We start from the raw sequence: 20044 nt of genomic DNA, 5'->3' as shown, positions 1-20044 counted from the left end.
ACCATGTGGTCCGGTGTTCTGACGAAAATGGGCTTGATATTGGTGAGAGCACCGGATGAAATGGTGCGCCGCGCGCTCCTCGGGTTAATCCAACCCGCGGGCCGCGAGCGCCTCACCGGTCTGATGCGCGTAGTTCACGGTCGCAATGGTTGCGGGGGTGACCAGGCGGACGGGGTTGGCCCGGATGGTGCGGGCGGTGGCGGCGTCGCGCAGTTCGCCCAGGCAACCGAACAGCCAGGGGACCGAGCGGATCATGAGTGATACCGCCAAACCGATGCGCTCGGTGTTGACCCCGAACCACGACAGCGGGGTGCACAGCCACACCAGGCCGTCGATGAGTCGGGGGAGCGGCGTGGTGCTGATGAGTAATCGCGAGAGACTGACGACCGCGAGTAAGGACAGCACGATGGACGCCGCCCGAGCCGGCCCGTTGAAAATCAGGTGGTAACCGCCCAGCAGAATCACCAGGAACAGCAGCGGACGCAACGACGCCGCCCAGCGGTGCAGTCCCAGCCCGCTCACCACGGACGCAAGCCCGGTGAGCGCCAAAACCGCGAGCGAGAACTGCCAGTCACGGATCAGCATCACCGTGATACACAGCCCCAGGATCAGCACGGCCTTCAGGGCCAGGGGGCAGCGATGCAACAGGGAGCGCCCGGGGACGTAGGTTCCCAGGAGGTCGTCGCGACGCACCTTTCGTCTCATAAAGATTGCCAATCCGCGAAGCCGTTGGCGCACCAGTTCTTGTACTGGGGAATCATCTCGGCCGGCGGCCCCTGAGCAATGATCCGGCTCTCGTGCACCACGGCTACGTGTTGTGCAGTTGAGGCCAGATCCAGGTCATGGGTGCTGATCAGCTGCTGTTGCCCCAGGTTGTCGAGCAGATCGATGAGTTTGAGCTGATTCCGCAGGTCCAGCAGTGTGGTGGGTTCATCCAGGATCAACACTTGGGGTTCGGCGGCCAGCACCGCTGAGAGCGCGACGAGCTGCCGCTCACCGCCGGAGAGATCAAACACACTGTGGTGAGCACGGTGCTCCAGCCCCATCCGGACCAACCACTCGCGAGCCCTCTCGGTCCGTTCCTGGCGATCGGGCACGTGGCGGCGCAACGACAGCTCAATGTCCTCGATGGGAGTGGGCATGAGGATCTGTGACGCCGGATCCGTGAACACAAAACCCACCGCCGCACGCGCCTCCCGGGGGAATGCCACAGGGTCGATGCTGTTGACCCGAACCACCCCGGATTGCGGCACCACCAGTGCGTTGAACAGCCGCAGCAGGGTGGATTTACCGGAGCCGTTGAGACCGATCACCGCGGTGCGCGGTTCCCTGAACTCACAACTGACACGGTCGAGCACAGTGAACGGTCCCGTGGGGGAGTCCACGGTGAGGGTCACGTTGGCGCAGTAGAACGACCCCGGGGATGCTTCGGGCACCAGGGGGTCGTAGCGAGACGATCCTGACTTGCGAGTCATGTATTAGAGAACGGCCCCGGCCATGCGCGGGAAGGCACGATGCACGGCCACGGCAATCAGCGCGGCGGCGGCAGCTTTAATCAGATCACCGGGAATGAACGCCAAGTCAGCGATCACCGCGGCGTTCAAACTCAGGCCACCCACCAGCATCATGCCGATGACACCCAGCACGTGGGACAGGATCAGTCCGGCCACACCGGCCAGGAACAGTTTGATACCCAGCCCGCGGCGCTTGTCGGGCGTGGCGGAGGTGGAGCCGGAGCGGCGTCGTACGCGTTCCTCACGAACGGAACGGTGCGCCAAGAAGCCGACCAGGGCGGCGGCCAACGGGAACGAGAGCAGATAACCGACCGAGGGACCGGCCAGCACGCCCGGGCCGCCCACGAAACCCGCGAAGATCGGCACGCCCAGCAGACCAACCACCACGTATAGGGCGATGGCCAGGAACGCGCGCCAGCCACCCAGGATCATGCCGGTCAGGAATACGGCGAGGGTCTGGAGGGTGATGGGCACCCCGAGCACGCCCACGGGGATGGCCGGGGCCAACGCCAGAACACTGGTCAGCGCGGCGAAAACCGCGATATTGGCTAGGTCGAAGGAGTTGATTTTCCGGGGGGAACCTGTGGTTTCGCTCATGTTCACGGAGTCTAGTTCAGCCAGCGGGCTACCGCGGCTAGACTGGGTCGGTGCCCCGCAGGTTCGGGGCATCTCGTTTGCCCCCTCATGTCTTTGGAAAGGCCTCTCCCTCTTGATCACCGTTACAAACCTCGAACTGCGCGCCGGAGCTCGCCTGCTCATGGACGAAGTCAATTTCCGGGTGGATCGCGGGGACAAGGTCGGCCTGGTGGGCCGCAACGGAGCAGGCAAAACCACCATGACCAAGGTCCTCGCGGGTCAGGCATTACCGGCCGCCGGGGACGTGACGAGTACGGGCACCATCGGCTACCTGCCACAGGACCCCAAGGTCGACGATATGAACCAGCTCGCTCGCGACCGCATCCTCTCCGCCCGCGACCTGGCCGGGGTCACGGCCAAGTTGCGTCAGGCCGAGCAGGACATGGCTTCCGAGGACGACGCCGTGCGGTCCAAAGCCATGCGACGTTACGATCGCATCGAGACCGAGTTCCTCGCCGGTGGCGGTTACGCCGCTGAGTCCGAGGCCGCCACCATCACGAGCAACCTGAATCTGCCCGGGCGCGTGCTCGAGCAACCGTTGCACACGCTCTCCGGTGGTCAGCGCCGTCGTGTGGAGCTGGCCCGTATCCTGTTCTCGGACGCGGACATCATGCTCCTGGACGAGCCCACCAACCACTTGGACCACGACTCCATCGTGTGGCTGCGCGAGTTCCTGAAGAACTACCAGGGCGGCGTGCTCATGATCTCCCACGATGTTGAGCTCATGAACATGGTGGTCAACAAGGTGCTGTACCTGGACGCGAACCGCTGCGTGATCGACGTGTACAACATGTCGTGGAAGAACTACCTCCAGCAGCGCGAACAGGACGAGGCCCGCCGCAAACGCGAGCGCCAGAATGCGGAGAAGAAGGCCGGTGTCCTCATGGACCAGGCCAATAAGATGCGCGCCAAGGCCACCAAGGCTGTGGCCGCCCAGCAAATGATCCGCCGCGCCGAACGCTTGATGGCCGGACTCGAAGGCGAGCGCCAGCAGGACAAGGTCGCCGCGATCCGCTTCCCTAAGCCCGCCGACTGTGGCAAGACCCCGCTCACCGCGGAGGGACTGTCCAAGTCCTACGGCTCGCTGGAGATCTTCACGGACGTGGATCTGGCCATCGACCGCGGTTCCCGCGTGGTGGTGCTCGGCCTCAACGGTGCCGGTAAGACCACGCTGTTGCGCATGCTCGCCGGCCAGGCCGAACCGGACACCGGTAAGGTGATCGCCGGACACGGGCTCAAGCTGGGTTACTTCGCGCAGGAGCACGACACCCTGGACACCAGCCGCACCGTGCTGGAAAACATGAAGACCGCCGCACCGGAACTCCATGACACCCAGGTGCGCACCATCCTCGGTTCGTTCTTGTTCCAGGGCGACGACGTCGATAAGCCCGCCGGCGTGCTCTCCGGTGGCGAGAAGACGCGATTGGCGCTGGCAACGTTGGTGGCGTCGTCGGCGAATGTGCTGCTGCTCGATGAGCCCACTAACAACCTGGACCCGGCCTCGCGCCGGGAGATCCTCAACGCGCTGCACAACTACGAGGGCGCCGTGGTTCTGGTGTCCCACGATGAGGGCGCGGTGGAAGCACTTGAGCCCGAGCGCGTGGTCATGCTGCCGGACGGCATCGAGGACTTGTGGAGCCAGGAGTACCAGGATCTGATCTCGCTGGCCTAGGCCGTCAGCTCCGTCGCTGGGACTCGAGAGCGTCCAACAGGGCGTCCTCTTCGTCTTCGTTGGTCACGGCGTTGGTTCGGCGGTTCTTCTTGGGCCGGTACAGAGACTTGAGGTGGGCGGGCATGTCGTCGGCCATCTGAAGCTCGCGGATGATCAGTTCCTCGTCCACGTCGCCGGTGTAGTTGCCCTCGGCGTCGTAGTACTGCGCCAGCTTGCGTTGGACCTCGGCCGAGTAGGCGCGGTCCCATTCCTCGTTGCGCACGTGCTGCCGGGCTGCGTAACCGAAGGCCACGAACACCAGGAACGCGAACGCATACCACTGCAGAGAGTAGGAAAGGTGCGGGCCGTAATTGATTTCGGGCTTGGCCGGGGCCGCCGGTCGTTCAGCGGCGGGCGGGTCTTCCGATGCGAGGAGGCCGTAACCACCGGTGGCTATCGGGTAGTCCAGCCGCTCATTGAACTGTTCGAGGTTGATCGACGCGATCTGCCCCTCGGGTGCGCCACGGTCCACGGCGTCTTCACCCGGGCGCAACCGCACCGTGGCGGTCACCTCGCCCGACGGTGGCTGGGGCACCACCCCGGGGAGGCCGTTGGCGCCGTCGCCGGTGGGGATCCACCCGCGGTTGATGACCACCGTGCGACCATCGTCTGCGCGGAAGGGAACGAGCACTTCGTACCCCACGCGACCGTCCTGCGGGCGGTTGCGGACGAGCGTGGTGTCCTGAGGCAGATATTGCCCTTCCAAGGTCACCGGCTGCCAGGTCTGGCTCTCGTCATAGTCCTCGAACAGGGGGAGGCCCTCGGCGGGGCTGAGTGCGGGAGCGTCGTAGTTGTTTTCGATCTTGTCGTTTTCCACGACCAAGTAATCGTTGCGGGACATCTGCCACTGAGCGAGGAACGCGCACACGATGGCGGCGACCACGCACATGAGGAACCAGCCGATCCAGGTGCCGGAGAAGAGGAACGAGTACTTGCGCATCAGACCTGGTCCTCCGAGGCTTTGAACGGCTCGGTGGCCTTGAGGAAATCACGCTGGGTCAGGAAATCGCTCAGGTATTCGCGGTGGTCATCGCATGCGAGCCACACTTTACGGCGGTCGGGCGTGTGCACCTTGGGGTTGTTCCAGAGCAGTTGCCATTGGGCGTCGCGGCCACAGCCGCGGCGGGAGCACTGGGGAACTTCGGGATGTTCCGTGGAGTCCTTGGCCGGTTTCGGGGAGCCCCCGTTGGGACTCAGGGAACCCAGCAGATCAAATTCCACGGTGCCATTACTCCTTGGTGTGACTGACGTTCGGTGCTCGGACGGTGGCCGGGGCTTAATTGCGTGATGTGCCCATTCGTTTATACGTGATGGCCTTGGGCGGTTCATGAGTGCGGTATTCGCCGTCAACGACCACGGTTTCCGGGTTCTCGGGTTTGGCTTGAGTTTCAGCGCTTGTGGGCAGCTCGGTGCGCTGTGGCGGTCGGTAGTACGTGCTGGTGCGTTCGGATCGGTCCGCACCGCGGTTGGCCATCATCACAGCAATCCAGGGAAGCACCGCCGCACCAATACACAACAGGATGCGCACCCACAGGATGTCAATCACGACCACGCCAATGATGCACACGATGCGCAGCCCTTGCTGAAGCGCGTACACCTTCATGCGGTGAGACATGTCCTGCGTGTGGGGACCCGCCGCCGAAGTAATCGAGTGAACTCCGGTGGTGTCTCGCGAAGGCGGGTGCGTGCGTGACATGGTGAACAGATCCTTGGAAGTCATTGGCCGGAAAATCTCAGACGCAACATGGTGCCACGGGTTCCGGGGAACGCGCTGAGCGCTTCCGTCAATTGTCTCACCGTTGTGCTAACTCCCCAAGTGACGACGTCCAGTTCTGTCGGTGTCCGGCTAGGATGGCTTGTCAGTTCGTTACTAGATTGTTACCCGGCGTTGCCTCTGCCGCGCCGTCCTGTCGATGAAAGGTTCACCATGGCTGATCAGCCCAACACCGAAGGCGCCCGCACCGTACTGGTCACGGGAGGCAACCGCGGCATCGGCCGTGCCATTGCCGAAGCGTTCGTGGCCGCAGGCGACAACGTGGTGGTCACCTCGCGCTCCGGGGACGACGGGCCCGACGGCGCTCTGACCGTCCAAGCGGACGTCACCGATTCCGCCTCGGTGGACATCGCGTTCAAGCAGATCGAAGAGAAGTACGGCCCCGTGGAGGTGCTGGTGGCCAATGCAGGTGTCACCAAGGACACACTGCTGCTGCGCATGAAGGAAGCAGACTTCCAGGATGTCATCGACACGAACCTCACCGGCGCGTTCCGCGTGGTGCAGCGCGCCACCAAGGGCTTCATGCGCCTGAAGAAGGGCCGCATTGTCCTGATCTCTTCCGTGGTCGGTTTCACCGGTGCGCCGGGCCAGGTCAACTACGCATCCTCCAAGGCCGGAATGGTGGGCATGGCTCGCGCCATCACTCGTGAGCTCGGTGCCCGCGGGGTGACCGCCAACGTGGTGGCCCCCGGTTACATCGACACCGCCATGACCGACGCCCTGAGTGATGAGGTCAAGGCCGAGTATCGGTCCATGATCCCGGCCAGCCGCTTCGGTAAGCCCGAGGAGATCGCCAAGGCCGTTCGTTGGATTGCCTCCGACGACGCCGCCTACATTTCCGGCGCTGTCATCCCTGTGGACGGCGGCTTGGTCATGGGACACTGACTCCCAAGACAGTCTTCAACAGCGCAGCGTGACAAAGGAGAACCGCATGAGCTCAGTGGCAGGCAAAACCGTAGTTATTACGGGTTCCTCGCGAGGGGTGGGCGCAGACACCGCCAAGATTCTGGCAGGGGAGGGCGCGAACGTCGTCGTCAACTATCGCCAGAAGGCCCCCCGCGCCAACAAGGTGGTCAAGGAAATCACCGAGGCCGGCGGCAAAGCCATTGCGGTCCAGGCCGATATGACCGATGTGGAGTCGCTGCGTGGCCTGTTGCAGGCCGGTGTGGACGAGTTCGGCGGCGTGGACATCCTGATCCTCAACGCCTCCGGCGGCATGGAATCCGACATGGGCGAGGATTACGCGCTGCGCCTGAACCGGGACGCTCAAAACGATGCCCTGACCGAGGGACTCAAAGTTCTGCCCGAGGGCGGCCGCGTGGTGTTCGTGACCAGCCACCAGGCGCACTTCATCAACGACGTGGAAACCATGCCCGAGTACGAGGCCGTGGCCAAGTCCAAGCGCGCCGGCGAGGACACACTGACCGCTCGAGTGCCCGAAATGGCCGAGCAGGGTGTGAGCTTCGTGGTCGTCTCCGCGGACATGATCGAAGGCACCGTGACCGCCACGCTGCTCAACCGTGCCCGCCCGGGTGCGCTCGAGGAGCGCCGTGAATCCGCCGGCAAGCTCTACTCGGTCAACGAGTTTGCTCAGGAGATCGCCAAGATGGTCTCTGCAGACGTCGAGACCGGCCACGTGGAACTCGTGGGTGGCGCCGAGGACTTCCTGGCCCAAGCCGGCAAGTAAATTACCTGCGCTGCAGCAGTGCCGCCTGTCCGTGAAAACGGGCAGGCGGCACACTGCTTTCCGGGGTCCTCGTGTGTTTTCGAGTCTGGCTCTCATCTGTGGTAAGTTACTTCTCGTTGCCAACGGCCACGTGAGGTCTCCCGAGTCCTCAATTCGTAGTCGTGACACCTGCGCGGGTGGCGGAATAGGCAGACGCGCTAGCTTGAGGTGCTAGTCCTCGTATTAGAGGGTGGGGGTTCAAGTCCCCCCTCGCGCACAGGATGAAAATCCCCGTTCGACTGGGTCGAACGGGGATTTTTCTTGCTCTGGGAGCGCCGGTGTCCCGCGTATTAAGTTACAGCCGAGTCTGAATAGCCAGGTCGCTGAGCATCTCAGCGTCCTTTGACTTGCGGTGGTCGCCCTCACGCTTCTGCGTGTCCCATACTTAACGAGTGCCTCAGAAAACATTGACGGTTGGTCTCATGGCCGACCCAGGCCTCCCTGAAGCAGTTGCTCGGTCAGTTGTCTCACTGGTGAATCGGGATCTGAACCAGCTGACGCAGGCGGATTCCGTTGAGTGGTCGGTGGAAGTCAGCCGGGATACCCTGCCGTTGACCGAGCAGAACGAAATCCACTTGCTCGATCGGGCGCCAGGTCTCAGAGATGCCCACGGTTGGGACTACATGGTCTATCTGACCGACCTTCCGCGTTCCTTGGACAACAACTCACTAGTGTGTGAGGTCGATGTCACCGGCAATGCCACGTTGCTTTCCCTCCCTGCCCTGGGAGCGGTGCACGTGAAATCCAGGGCGCGCAGGGTGCTCACTGAACTGGTCATTGCCATGGCGGAGGAGTCGCCGGGCAAATACACCACGGGCTATCCCCGCGGATTCAGCCGTCGGAACTGGCAGAAGGTTCAGCGAGAAGGGGATGAGGAGAACTACGAAATCATCCTCCGAGGCGCTTTCAGCCGTCCTCGTCTTCTGGCGGGCATGGTTCGAAGTAATCGGCCCATGCGATTGCTGCCGGCCCTGTCCAGTTCGGTCGCGACCGCCGTGGCCACCGGTGGCTTCGGCATTTTCTACGCGTCCATCTGGAACATGTCGGATGCGCTCTCCACCCCTCGAATGGCAGCGATCAGCGTGTTCGTGGTGGCCGCCTTCGCCACCTGGCTCATCGTTCACAGCGGGCTATGGGTCTCTTCAGAGTCGGCGGGTGGCCGAATACGCAGCGGCTTGGACAACGCGGCAACAGTCCTCACCGTGGGAATCGGCGTTGCCTCCATGTACCTGGTTTTGTGGGCCATCCTGTTTGCCGTGACCTTGGCAGTGGTCAATGCGGAGTACTTGGCAGGCGACATCGGCCACCCGGTGAACCTCTTGGACTATCTGGATATAGCCTGGCTCGCCTCCGCACTGGGCATGATGGGCGGAGCCATGGGGTCCAATTTCGACAAAGAAAGCGACATCCGCGAAGCCACCTACACCCGTCGCGAATATACGCGCCGGAAAATGGCCGAGCGCGAGGAGAACCAGGATTGAATTCGACTGGTCCCACTGAAGGAGCAGACAGGCGGAATCCGCCAACGGCGGTTCTGCGACATCCGGTCCGCTCTCTAATAGGGAGGGGCCAATTACGGCGGGACTTTGATTAGGAACCCGGCAGGCCCTTAGCGCTGCCGGGGTTCTCTCCCCGCTGAGCGTCCATCATGCGGGCGTTGTTCATGCTTTTCAGCCCCGAGGCGATGATCGTGGTCCCGACGATCGGCGCGAAGATCCACGCCGCCGGGTACCAGTGGAACAACATGACCAGCCCGACCGCCCAGAAGAGCAGGCCGGTGAACCAGCTGAACCAGAGACCGGGCTGAGCCTGGGTCACATAATCGAGATGGTCCGGCAGAGGCTCAGGATCCCCGTTCACCAACTGATCAGCGAGTTTCCGGCTGTGGACCGAGTAGATGACGTAGCAGGCCGTGCCGGTCAGCAGCCCCACAGCCAGGTTGGACAACCAGTATCCACCGATTGCCACGAGAGCCTGCATGGATGCTTTGAACTGGTCGGCGATCCAGTCATCCAGGAAAACCGATACGAAAAAGTAGGTCCCGAAGATCAGTATCCAGCGCCAGACCGGTTCGCGGTTCGGCTTGGTACCGTCCCTCATCAAGACCCACCTTTGCTCGTGATGATCGAACAGTAACGAGCGGTTCGTATCCCTGTCCACGCCCTCGAGCAGCTAGACCCGTCGGGTACACATACAAGCTCGGCTGAACCGATCAACCGAAAGGTTGATTTCGGCTGTGCAACACGGGTGATCAGCCTGGTGAGCAATTAGACTGCAAGGCGGACGCCGCATACGTGGCGCGTACGTTCACGGCGCCGGGCGCCCGATCTCCCCTGAGCTGGGGTGCCCCGTGGCATCAGATGACAGGTGAATAATGCCCTCCACTGATACCCGGTCCTCACACGCCAAGAAACGCAGCGGTTCAAAGCCCGGTGCCGTTCGATGGGTCATTCCCATCGTGTTGGTCCTGGCGTGGCTGGGTGTCATGGGTGTGGGTGGACCCACTTTCGGCAAGATCTCGGACGTGGTCACCAACTCCCAGGCGGACTTCCTGCCGGTGGACGCACAGGCCACCGAGGTCCAGGACCGCATTGGGGATTTCAGTGACTCCGAGGGCATCCCCGCCATCATCGTGGCGGAATCAGAGGACGAGATTTCCCGGGCCCAGATTCGGGATCTGGGGGAAACGACCCAGGGATTGACCGACATTGAGCAGGTCACCCAGGTTTCGCCTCCCATCCCGTCGGAGGACGGCCAAGCCGTAGAAATCATTGCCCTGGTGGACGCGGAATCGGACACGGCCACCGTGGTGGAAGAAATCCGTTCCGAGCTCGGCACTGACAGCGAAGACGGCCTCAACATTGCCGTCTCGGGTCCCGCTGGTCTGGTTGCGGACCTCAGCGGCGCGTTCGCCGGCATCGACGGTCTGCTTCTGATCGTCGCCCTGGTCGCGGTGCTGGTGATCCTGGTTCTGGTGTACCGCTCACCGATCCTTCCGTTCCTCGTCCTGATCACCTCCATGGCCGCGTTGTGCGGTGCGATCCTCACCGTGTACTGGCTGGCCAAGGAAGAATTCATTACCCTGAGCGGCCAGACGCAGGGCATCCTCTCCATCATTGTGATCGGCGCGGCCACCGACTACGGCCTGCTGTACACCGCACGGTTCCGCGAAGCCCTGCACCAGACCGAATCCCGTTGGCATGCCACACGCGTCGCCTGGAAGGGCACGTTCCCCGCGGTCATGGCTTCCGGTACCACCGTGATCGCCGGCCTGTTGTGCCTCTTGCTGTCGGCACTTGAATCCAACCGCGCGCTCGGCCCGGTGACCGCAATCGGCGTCGTCTTCGCCATCCTCGCCGGCCTGACCCTGCTGCCGGCCCTGTTGGCGATCTTCGGCCGCGTGGCCATGTGGCCGCGCATTCCCAAGGTGGAGACCGTCCCCGAGGCCCACGAGCAGGCCGATGACCTCGAGCACAAGAAGGGCCTGTGGCCCGCCGTCGCACGCCTGGTGGACCGCAAGTCCCGCACCGTCTGGATCGTGTGCGCGATCGGTCTGGGCATTGCCGCGGTCGGCGCGTCCCAGCTGGACGCCGGTGGCGTACCCGAATCCGAATTCGTCCTGGGTGAGTCCGAGGCCCGCGACGGCCTGGCCATCATCGATCGCCACTTCCCGGGCGGCGCCGGTGACCCCGCGTACGTGCTCGCCTCAGAGGAGCACGGCGAGGCGGTCGCGGAGAAGCTCGACGCTGACGACGACGTCGCTTCGGTCGCCTTCAACGCCAAGGACTCACCGAGCGGGACCATTCCGTTCCCCGCCCCGCAGGCCGGTCCGCTGGCCGACGCTGAACCCACCGAGGACAACGGCCAGGTGCTCATCCAGGCCACACTGACCTACAACACCGACTCCGCCGAGGCCCAGGGCGCCGTCGAGCGTCTGCGCGGCGAGTTGGCCGAGGTCGATCCGAACGTCTTGGTCGGTGGCACCACTGCCGTCCAGCTGGACACTATTTCCGCAGCCGAACGCGACCGGGCCCTGATCATCCCCATCATCCTGGTAGTGATCCTGCTGATCCTGATCGTGTTGTTGCGCAGCATCTTGATGCCCGTCCTGTTGGTGGCCACCACCGTGCTGTCGTTCCTGTCCGCATTGGGTGTCGCCTGGGCCGTGTTCGAGCTGTTCGACATCAACCAGGCTGACCCCACGGTGCCGCTGTTCAGCTTCGTGTTCCTGGTGGCACTGGGCATCGACTACAACATCTTCTTGATGAGTCGAGTCCGCGAAGAAGTGGTGCAGATCGGTCACCGCAAGGGCGTGCTGGTGGGCCTGGTGACGACCGGCGGCGTGATCACGGCCGCGGGCGTGGTGCTCGCGGCAACGTTCGCCGCGCTGGCCGTGCTCCCCATTCTGTTCCTGGTGCAATTGGCCATCATTGTGGCCATCGGCGTTCTGATGGACACCGTGATCGTGCGTTCGCTGCTGGTGCCCGCTCTGGCCTTGGACATCGGTCCCAAGTCTTGGTGGCCGTCCGGTGCAGGCTCGCCCGGTAAGCACCGTAAAGTCGAAACTTCTACGGTCGGGTAATTTTATGCCCGTCCGCCACGATGACTAGACTGCACCTCATGCCCCAGAAGCTCGCTGTCGTTGCGTTTGCCGTGTCTCCCGAGGAGGGGGCCACCGAATCCGTGTTGGATCTGATCGAGCGCTCCGGTGGAGACGTCGAGTCGCACAACTGGGTGCGAGTCACAGAGTCGGCCTCGGATGGTCAAGCCACGGACGTGGAAGGTTACAACGCCCTTACCGTCCATGCCGTCGCTCCATCCGTCGACCACCTGCGTAATGCGCTTCAACCAAACCGGCGGGAACAGCTGCTGCCCGGTGTGGATCTCAACGTGATCGATGCGCGCTGGTTCGACAACTCGCGCCGCAAGCTACTGGTCACGGACGTGGATTCCACGCTGATCCGCCAGGAAGTCATTGAGATGCTGGCCGCGCACGTGGGTCTCGAGTCTGAGGTTGCAGCGGTTACCGAGCGTGCGATGCGCGGTGAGATCGACTTCGAGCAGTCACTGCGTGAGCGTGTGGCCGTTCTCAAGGGTCTGCCGGCATCGGTTATCGATGAGGTTTCGTCGTCCGTGCGGTTGTCTCCCGGTGCCACGGTCCTGGTCAAGACCCTGCTCGGCTCCGGCCACGCGGTGGCTGCGGTATCCGGTGGGTTCAACCAGATCCTGGACCCCCTCGCCGAGAAATTGGACCTGACGCGAGCCGCGGCCAATACCCTGGACATCGAGGACGGTAAGCTGACCGGTCGCGTGACCGGCGGCGTCGTCGACCGCGAAGCCAAGGCTCGTCTGCTGAGCCAGTGGGCAGAGGAACTCGAGGTCGCCCCGGAAGATGTCATTGCGGTCGGCGACGGCGCCAATGATATCGACATGTGTCGCGCCGCGGGACTGTCGGTGGCTTATCGTGCGAAACCGGCCCTGCGCGACGTCGCCGATACGCAGCTGAGCATCCCCAATCTGGATGCCCTGCGCTTCTTCGTGGATCTGTGACCGCAAGTGCCCGTCTCCACGGTGTGCCCGCATGCCGGTGACCGCCCGCTCACGTTAGAGTTGCGAGCATGAGTGCTGTGCTGGAATTGGTGGACGTCAGTGTCGTCCGTGGCGAGAAAACCCTGTTGGATTCGGTGGACTGGACCGTCCAGGACGGGGAGCGTTGGGTCATTCTCGGCCCCAACGGAGCCGGCAAATCCACGTTGCTGTCGATCGCTGCTGCGCGGCTGCACCCCACGACCGGCATGGTCGACATTCTTGAAGAGATCCTGGGCGCGGTGGACGTGTTCGAACTGCGCCCGCGCATCGGCGTCAGCTCCGCGACTCTGGCCACTCAGATCCCGAACGCGGAGACCGTCCGCAACGTGATCGTGACCGCCGCCTATGGCGTCACGGGTCGCTGGCGCGAAGAGTACGACGAGTTCGACGACGCCCGCGCCGTCGAGCTGCTCGAGAGCTGGGGGCTCGCCGAGCTCGCCGAGCGGCGCTTCGGCACGCTCTCCGAAGGTGAGCGCAAGCGAGTGTTGATCGCCCGCGCGCTCATGACCGACCCCGAACTGTTGCTCCTCGATGAGCCGGCCGCCGGTCTGGACGTGGGCGGCCGCGAGAAGCTGGTCGCACGCCTGGACGAGCTCGCGAAGGATCCGTCCTCGCCGGCCATCGTGATGGTCACCCACCACCTCGAAGAGGTCCCGGACGCCTTCACCCACGCCATGCTGTTGCGCGAGGGCAAGATCGTGGCGGCCGGTCCGGTCGGTCAGGTCATGACCCAGAAGAACCTCTCCGAGACGTTCAACCTTCCGCTGAAGCTCGTGAAGGTCGGCAACCGTTACGCCGCGTTCGCCCGGTAATCGAGACTCACGTTGTTGAACCTTCCCTTGTCCGCGGCTGCCCCCATGCAGCTGTTCGGCGAATCCGGAACCATTCCGTTCGAGTGGTGGCAGGTCGCCCTGATCCTGGTGGCCGGTGTCTGGGCCGGTCTGATCAACACGATCGTGGGATCCGGCACCCTGGTGACCTTCCCAGTGCTGGTGACCATGGGTGTGCCTCCTGTGACGGCCTCCATGTCCAACGCAATGGGCCTGATCGCCGGCAACCTGACCGGGGCGTGGAGCTACCGCAGTGAACTCGGGGGAGTGAAGCACACCCTCAAGAAGCTGATTCCGTGCTCCCTTTTGGGCGGCGTGATCGGTGCCGCGTTGCTGCTGACCCTTCCGGAGGAAGTCTTCGGTGTGGCCGCGCCCATCCTCATTGTGGTGGCGCTGCTGTTCGTGATCTTCCAGCCGCGCCTGCAAGCCATGGTGCGGCGTCGTAAGGCCCAGCAAGAGGCCGCGGCAACCGCCGACACGGACATGGAAACCTCGGGTGGGGAAGTTGACCCGGATCGTTCCAAGCAGCCGCTCCCGCTGTACATTTTGGTGTTCTTCGCCGGTATCTACGGCGGGTACTTCGTGGCGGCGCAGGGCGTGCTGCTCATGGGCATCCTGGGCGTGTTCCTGCTGGCGTCCATGCAAGCGGCCAACGCGGTGAAGAACGTGCTGGTGGCAGCGGTGAACATCGTGGCGGCGCTGTCCTACATCTTCCTGGCGTTCGATCGCATCAATTGGTGGGTCGTGCTGTTCATCGCGCTGAGCTCAACGCTCGGCTCGTGGCTGGGGGCCAAGATCGGCAAGCGGATGTCGCCCATCGTCCTGCGCACGGTGATCGTGATCCTGGGCGTCGTGGCGCTCATCAACATGGTCTCCCAGCTGTTCTAGGAGATCAGTCGTGACGTATTCATCTTACGAAGACCGCATCGTCCGCCTGACGGACCCCAAAGATCCGCGCGTAGCCGACTACACGAGCCTCACGGACGTGGCCCTGCGCCGAAAGATCGAACCCGAACGCGGGCTCTATCTCGCCGAATCCTCCAAGGTGCTACGCCGCGCGCTCGACGCCGGCCACCAGCCCCGCTCGTTCTTCATGGCCGAGAAGTGGCTCGATGACATGCGCGACATCTTGGACGCCTACGACGTTCCCGTGTTCGTCGGTTCGGACGAGGTGCTCGAGCACATCACCGGCTTCCACTTGCACCGCGGGGCCATCGCGGCCATGCACCGCCCGGCGCCGCTTTCCTTGACCGACGTGCTGGCCTCCGCCCGCCGCGTGGCGATCCTGGAAGACATCGTGGACCACACCAACGTGGGCGCGATCTTCCGTTCCGCTGCGGCTTTGGACGTCGACGCCGTTCTGGTCACCCCACGCTGCGCCGACCCTTTGTATCGCCGGGCCGTTCGGGTGTCGATGGGCACCGTGTTCCAGGTTCCGTGGCTGCGACTCGAACACTGGACCTCAGACCTGCAGGCCGTGAAGGACGCAGGGTTCCTGACGGCGGCTCTGGCGCTGTCGGAGGATGCCGTAACCGTGGACGAACTGGCAGCGGAGCGACCCGAGAAGCTCGCGCTGATTCTCGGCACCGAGGGCCAGGGGCTCGGTGAAGCCACCCTGTACCACGCCGACCGCCACGTGATCATCCCCATGAGCCACGGGGTGGACTCCCTTAATGTCGCGGCAGCCAGCGCCGTGGCGTTCTGGGAGACCCGTCCACGGTAACAAGCCGCTCCGTCCTGCCATGCACAATTGATACCCAAAGAGCACGGACCGCGAGTCCGGGCTTGGCGCTCCCACCGACGAGGCGCCGGGCTCAGAACTGCCCAGCTCGTGACCGATTACCTGGTTGATAATTCGGTATGGGCGAGATTGGCGTCCGGTGATCAGCGAATCACGGCTCGACTCCGCCATATTGAACAGACGCCGTCGGATCTCTTCGTGACATGCGCGCCCCAGGTTCTGGAGTTTTGCCACAGTGCTCGATCGCCGGAACAATACACGCTTTATCGACAGCAGATTTCCTTAGGGTTTCCGCTCGAACATGCTCCCGATGAGTCGCTCGTCCTGGATATCCAAAACGCTCTCTGGAACTCGGGGCTCGTACGTATCGCGGGGTCCCTCGACATCCTGATCGCGGGGTACGCGATATTAAACAGCGCGACCGTACTCGCGGCGGACCAGGATTTCGACCACATCGCCAAGGTCAGCGATCTCCACCACGAGTACGTTGCGCCATCGTTCTAGTACCGCGGAAGGTTTAAGCCTGAATCTCTGGAGCCGCGGATTAGGGTTCGTGCTACACAGGGTTCATGACTTCCGCCAATGTACGTCCCTGCACTTTGCGGCCCGCCTTGAAGATCGCTGGGGCGACACTCACCTCGGTAGCCGGAATCGCCGGCACCGCGCTCGGTCTCTACGCGTGGAACAACATCACCTTCGCGAAACGTGATCGCCAAGCGGTGACGGCTGCGGGGTTCACCGAACAGACTCACTCGCTACCGAGTGGCACGGTCATCAATTACGCGGAGGGACCTCGGAACGGACCTGCGGTTCTGCTCATTCACGCACAGAGCAGCGCGTGGGAAAGCTACTCTCCAGTGCTGCCCAAACTTGCACGGGACTTCCATGTCTACGCGATAAATGTGGTCGGTCACGGATCTTCCGATCGGACGCCCGGGCGTTACGACATCCACGCGATCGGGGCGGATGTCGTAGCATTCATGGCCGAGGTCATCGACGAACCCGCAATTCTCTCCGGACACTCATCCGGCGGGCTGATAGCTGCGTGGGTTGCTGCGGACGCTCCGGAACGGGTGTCGGCGGTCTTGTTCGAGGATCCGCCTTTCTTCTCCACCGACGCGAACCGCATGCCCCAGCAGTTCAACTTCGTGGACCTCGCTCGTCCGGCCCACGAGTTCCTCGCACATGATGCCGAAGGGGACTTCGTGAGTTGGTACATCAAGCACAACGCTTGGATCCACTACTTCGGCCGTGGGAAGGACAATGTGGTGAAGTTCGCGCGGAACTACCGCCGGAAACATCCGAACCGGCCGTTGAACTTCTGGTTCCTTCCACCCTCGCTCAACAAGTCCGTCCGGTACATGCACGAGTTCGACCCGCGATTCGCGGACGCTTTCTACACCTTCGAATGGCAGGCCGACTTCGACCAGCAGAAAACGCTCGAAGCAATTCATGCACCTTCGATCCTCATTCACGCGAACTGGAACATTTCCGGGGAAGGGATCCTCGAGGGAGCCATGACGGACGATGACGCCGCTCGGGTCTGCGCAGCTCTGCCGAACTCCCGCCTGGAGCGCGTTGACACCGGTCACGGGTTCCACGACGCAGATCCGCAGTTGTTCGTGGACCTCATGCATGAGCTGAGGACGAACCGGCCTCGGTAGACGGACAGCCGTGCCCGCGGAAGGTACTTTTCACGCGCACACAGTGACATCCGTGGCAGAGTTTCGTAGTTCTAGAGGCTCCCCGACATTCCTGGCAGAGGTTCGCAGCGAAACCAGCCCGAATTCTACGAACCCCAACCCGAAATTTGCACCGTTGCGAACCTCAGCCCGAGATGTCGTCTAAACACGACACAGGGGCCGCTCCCTCATGGGAACGGCCCCTGTGTCGTGGGTGGTGATTACTCCGCCACAACAGCGGCGATCGGACCAAATGATGCGTTACCGCGTGATCCACACCCCGCGGGCGGAGGTCCAGTGGGCGGTGACGCCGTTGGAGTAGTGCTGGCGTACTTCGTTGCCGGAGCGGTACTCGCCGGAGGTGGGCCAGCCCCAGCCGCGTTCGTAGCCGGCGCGCATCCAGGCCCGGCCGATGCCCCCGTTCTCCTGCACGGCGTGGGCGCCGGTGCGTGACGTCCAGAGCACCTTGTTGATCTTCGGCCCATTTACGAACACCTGGTAGGCGCCGCCGGTTGCGCGGCGCTCATCAGTGGAGGGGAACCCATAGCCGCGTTCACGGCCGTGAGCCAGGAACGCGCGGCCGATCGCGGTGGGGTTCTCCACGATGCGTGCACCGGTGCGGGAGTGCCAGTAAATGGTGGTCTTGCGACCGGACTTCACGAACTCCTGGTAGCGGCCACCGTTGGCAGCGGCACCTTCCCGAGTCACTGGGTTACCCCACTTGGCGGCACCGCCGGTGGCGCGCCACTTGGAGCCAATTGCACCGCTAGCGGTGTAGTTGGTGGCCACTTGGCCGGTCAGTGCCACGGAGCGAACCGCTGCAGCGGGGTTGATCTGCAGCGACCCGAGCCGACCAGTGGAGGTGGACTTGAGCACCTGCTCGATGCGCGCCGGGGTCAATCCGGGGTTGGCCTGCTTCATGAGCGCCACGGTGCCTGCCACCAATGGTGCGGCCATCGAGGTGCCATACTGGTTGTTGTACGTGCCACCAGCGGGGGTGCGAGCACCGCTGTTCACCGTGGACAACATCGGATCGCTCCACGTTCCACCGGGAGCCAGAACGTCCACCACGGCACCAATGTTCGAGTAGGAAGCCGGCACGCCATTGGGGCCCGCCGCACCCACCACGATGGTGTTGCCGCAGTTCGCCGGAGCGGTGCCCGCAGCGTTCACGCCGCTGTTACCCGCGGCCACCACCACGGGAACGTTGCGGCCCACGGCCGTGTTGATCGCGGCCTGCAGGGTGTTACCGCACTGTCCCGGGTAGTTGAGGGACATGTTGATCACGGTGGAGGGGTTGGGGTTGCGGGGCTGACCGGCCACGCTCGCTCCGGAAGCCCAGGACACGGCGTCGGCGATGTCCGAAACCCAACCGAAGGTGCACTTGCCCAGCACGCGGACGGGCTGGATCTTGGCGCCGGGGGCTGCGCCGGCAATGCCGGTTCCGTTGTTGGTCGCCGCGGCGGCCAGGCCGGCCACGTGGGACCCGTGCCAGGACGAGTTGCGGGCGGGGCTGCCCGTGCCGCAGTGACCGGCGGGGGACCAGTCGCCCTCGTCACGGGGGTTGGCGTCGCGGCCGTTACCGTCCACGGAGAGATTGGTGGGCGTGATGAAATCACGTCCCGCGACCACCTTGGGGTTGAGATCCGGGTGCGAAGTGATGCCGGTATCCAGGATACCGATCGTCTGACCGTTACCGCGGGCCAGATCCCACGCGCCGGGGAAATCGATTCCCCGAGTCTTGGTATTGGCCCACTGAACGGGCCGGAAATACGGGTCGTTGGGCATCCAGCTGGCGGCAGCGAGGCGGTCCGGCTCGGCGTATTCCACGGCGGGATCGGCACGGAGCTCGTTGACGACCTTGGTTTGTTCGGCTTCGTCGAGTTCGCGATCCAGTCGAACCACGTCAGCATCGGCCACGGTCTTCTTGACGTGCTCGGTGACCTCGGGGGTGGCGCCGGGTTCGGAGGAGAGGGCCTCATCGGCGGCAGTTTCGACCACTTCGTCCTTGGTGGTCTTGTCAGCGGCCGGCTCGCGGAACTTCACGATCACGCGATCGGTTTCCTTGGGCGGCTCAGCGGCGGAGGTGGTGGCCGGTGATTCCGGGCCATCGGTGGGGGCTGCGAGTGCGGGCTGGGCAGAGAGCGCCAGAACGGCGGTGACTGCTAGGGGGAGAACGGCCTTGCGTAAGCGCGAAGAACGTACCGTCATAGGGCGGGGGACCTTTCGGGCGCCCGGGCTCGAGCGGGGGAACTCGGTGATTGACGTGCCCGGGTAGTGGAGGGGATAGGCCCCTCATAAGGAGCCTTTTGCATAATACCCAGGTATGAGTGGTACGTGGGGTTATTGACGCAATATGGCTATGACCTGCGAAAAAACTCCTGAACCCGCCCCGGACAGCACGACGCCCGGTTCGGAATGATCCGAACCGGGCGTTGCTGGCAGTTCCAAAATTAGCTGGAGGATTTGCCGAAGTTCTTGAAACGCTGGTTGAAGCGCTCCACGCGACCAGCGGAGTCCATGATGCGCTGCTTACCCGTGTAGAACGGGTGGGACTCGGAAGAGATTTCAACTTCGATGATGGGGTACTCGTTGCCGTCTTCCCAGGTCTCCGTCTTGGAGGAGGTGGCGGTGGAACGAGTCAGGATGACCTTGCCGGAAGCGAGGTCACGGAACAGCACCGGGTGGTAATCCGGGTGAATTTCAGCCTTCATGGTGTCAACCTTCTGTAGGTGCCTGGATTTTGCCAGGCACGGCGTTGCTCGGATAGTCGGTGTTTTTGGGCGCGAACGCACAAAGCACCAATCGATCAGTGTACACCCGGGGTCCGCGCCGGGTCGA

Annotated in this window: 20 protein-coding genes and 1 tRNA gene; 12 read left to right on the top strand and 9 right to left on the bottom strand. The window is 63.4% G+C overall.

All coding sequences use genetic code 11. The features are described 5' to 3' along the window. Positions 1-84 precede the first annotated feature (84 nt). The 3 genes from EWV37_RS00780 to EWV37_RS00770 are packed head-to-tail and all read right to left on the bottom strand — an operon-like array spanning position 85 to position 2111. Positions 85-705 (bottom strand): energy-coupling factor transporter transmembrane component T family protein, encoded by a 621-nt coding sequence (locus tag EWV37_RS00780; protein ID WP_095797885.1) that lies wholly within the window; start codon positions 703-705, stop codon positions 85-87. After that, positions 702-1475 (bottom strand): energy-coupling factor ABC transporter ATP-binding protein, encoded by a 774-nt coding sequence (locus EWV37_RS00775; protein WP_129699430.1) that lies wholly within the window; start codon positions 1473-1475, stop codon positions 702-704. Before EWV37_RS00775 ends, EWV37_RS00780 begins: the two co-directional genes overlap by 4 nt. A gap of 3 nt (positions 1476-1478) precedes the next feature. Beyond that, complete coding sequence (locus tag EWV37_RS00770) at positions 1479-2111, bottom strand: biotin transporter BioY (protein ID WP_129699429.1); 633 nt, start codon at positions 2109-2111, stop codon at positions 1479-1481. 112 nt (positions 2112-2223) lie between these two features. On the opposite strand from EWV37_RS00770, the gene EWV37_RS00765 reads away from it, so the two are divergent. Beyond that, complete coding sequence (locus EWV37_RS00765) at positions 2224-3822, top strand: ABC-F family ATP-binding cassette domain-containing protein (RefSeq protein WP_129699428.1); 1599 nt, start codon at positions 2224-2226, stop codon at positions 3820-3822. A 4-nt stretch (positions 3823-3826) separates the two neighbouring features. On the opposite strand, the gene EWV37_RS00760 is transcribed toward EWV37_RS00765, so the two are convergent. From EWV37_RS00760 to EWV37_RS00750, 3 genes are read right to left on the bottom strand one after another with little or no spacing between them, the layout of a single operon-like run. Next, positions 3827-4801 carry an SURF1 family cytochrome oxidase biogenesis protein gene (locus tag EWV37_RS00760; RefSeq protein WP_129699427.1) on the bottom strand — a complete coding sequence of 325 codons (975 nt, stop codon included), beginning with the start codon at positions 4799-4801 and terminating at the stop codon, positions 3827-3829. Beyond that, positions 4801-5082: a hypothetical protein gene (locus EWV37_RS00755; protein WP_202976165.1), complete on the bottom strand. Its 282-nt coding sequence runs from the start codon at positions 5080-5082 to the stop codon at positions 4801-4803. The genes EWV37_RS00760 and EWV37_RS00755 overlap by 1 nt, the downstream gene beginning before the upstream one ends. 55 nt (positions 5083-5137) lie before the next feature. After that, positions 5138-5557: a DUF3099 domain-containing protein gene (locus EWV37_RS00750; protein WP_129699508.1), complete on the bottom strand. Its 420-nt coding sequence runs from the start codon at positions 5555-5557 to the stop codon at positions 5138-5140. Positions 5558-5788: 231 nt separating this feature from the next. On the opposite strand from EWV37_RS00750, the gene EWV37_RS00745 reads away from it, so the two are divergent. From EWV37_RS00745 to EWV37_RS00730, 4 genes are all read left to right on the top strand, one after another. Then, complete coding sequence (locus EWV37_RS00745; protein ID WP_129699426.1) at positions 5789-6520, top strand: beta-ketoacyl-ACP reductase; 732 nt, start codon at positions 5789-5791, stop codon at positions 6518-6520. 46 nt (positions 6521-6566) lie between these two features. After that, positions 6567-7322 (top strand): SDR family oxidoreductase, encoded by a 756-nt coding sequence (locus EWV37_RS00740; RefSeq protein WP_129699425.1) that lies wholly within the window; start codon positions 6567-6569, stop codon positions 7320-7322. Between the two features lie 170 nt (positions 7323-7492). Next, positions 7493-7578: transfer RNA gene (locus EWV37_RS00735), tRNA-Leu, on the top strand. A 175-nt stretch (positions 7579-7753) separates the two neighbouring features. Then, positions 7754-8842: a hypothetical protein gene (locus EWV37_RS00730; protein WP_165189133.1), complete on the top strand. Its 1089-nt coding sequence runs from the start codon at positions 7754-7756 to the stop codon at positions 8840-8842. Between the two features lie 109 nt (positions 8843-8951). On the opposite strand, the gene EWV37_RS00725 is transcribed toward EWV37_RS00730, so the two are convergent. Beyond that, the gene (locus EWV37_RS00725; RefSeq protein ID WP_095797893.1) at positions 8952-9461 is read right to left on the bottom strand and encodes a hypothetical protein; all 510 of its coding nucleotides are present in this window, start codon (positions 9459-9461) and stop codon (positions 8952-8954) included. A gap of 274 nt (positions 9462-9735) precedes the next feature. Between EWV37_RS00725 and EWV37_RS00720 the strand changes: the two genes are divergently transcribed. From EWV37_RS00720 to EWV37_RS00690, 7 genes are all read left to right on the top strand, one after another. Continuing rightward, positions 9736-11943: an MMPL family transporter gene (locus tag EWV37_RS00720; RefSeq protein ID WP_129699423.1), complete on the top strand. Its 2208-nt coding sequence runs from the start codon at positions 9736-9738 to the stop codon at positions 11941-11943. A gap of 38 nt (positions 11944-11981) precedes the next feature. Continuing rightward, a complete protein-coding gene (gene serB, locus EWV37_RS00715) occupies positions 11982-12911 on the top strand; it encodes a phosphoserine phosphatase SerB (RefSeq protein ID WP_129699422.1) in 930 nt (309 codons plus the stop codon). 68 nt (positions 12912-12979) lie between these two features. Next, on the top strand, positions 12980-13762 hold the full coding sequence (locus EWV37_RS00710; RefSeq protein ID WP_129699421.1) for an ABC transporter ATP-binding protein: 783 nt from the start codon (positions 12980-12982) through the stop codon (positions 13760-13762). 45 nt (positions 13763-13807) lie between these two features. Beyond that, positions 13808-14668, top strand: a complete 861-nt coding sequence (locus EWV37_RS00705) for a sulfite exporter TauE/SafE family protein (protein WP_095798094.1) — start codon at positions 13808-13810, stop codon at positions 14666-14668. 10 nt (positions 14669-14678) lie between these two features. Further along, on the top strand, positions 14679-15503 hold the full coding sequence (locus EWV37_RS00700) for a TrmH family RNA methyltransferase (RefSeq protein ID WP_129699420.1): 825 nt from the start codon (positions 14679-14681) through the stop codon (positions 15501-15503). A gap of 108 nt (positions 15504-15611) precedes the next feature. Next, the gene (locus EWV37_RS00695; RefSeq protein ID WP_129699419.1) at positions 15612-16025 is read left to right on the top strand and encodes a PIN domain-containing protein; all 414 of its coding nucleotides are present in this window, start codon (positions 15612-15614) and stop codon (positions 16023-16025) included. 65 nt (positions 16026-16090) lie between these two features. Continuing rightward, positions 16091-17185 (top strand): alpha/beta fold hydrolase, encoded by a 1095-nt coding sequence (locus tag EWV37_RS00690; protein ID WP_129699418.1) that lies wholly within the window; start codon positions 16091-16093, stop codon positions 17183-17185. A 279-nt stretch (positions 17186-17464) separates the two neighbouring features. Here EWV37_RS00690 and EWV37_RS00685 read toward each other — a convergent pair whose 3' ends face one another. Continuing rightward, positions 17465-19414 (bottom strand): S8 family serine peptidase, encoded by a 1950-nt coding sequence (locus tag EWV37_RS00685; protein ID WP_129699417.1) that lies wholly within the window; start codon positions 19412-19414, stop codon positions 17465-17467. 242 nt (positions 19415-19656) lie between these two features. After that, entirely contained in the window at positions 19657-19917 is a 261-nt protein-coding gene (locus EWV37_RS00680; RefSeq protein WP_016998141.1) for a type B 50S ribosomal protein L31, read from the bottom strand. Positions 19918-20044 lie beyond the last annotated feature (127 nt).

It is taken from the genome of Kocuria carniphila (assembly GCF_004136555.1).
Taxonomy (GTDB): domain Bacteria; phylum Actinomycetota; class Actinomycetes; order Actinomycetales; family Micrococcaceae; genus Kocuria; species Kocuria carniphila.
Note: the sequence above shows the minus strand (reverse complement) of the source record. Positions and strands in the feature narration are given on the sequence as shown.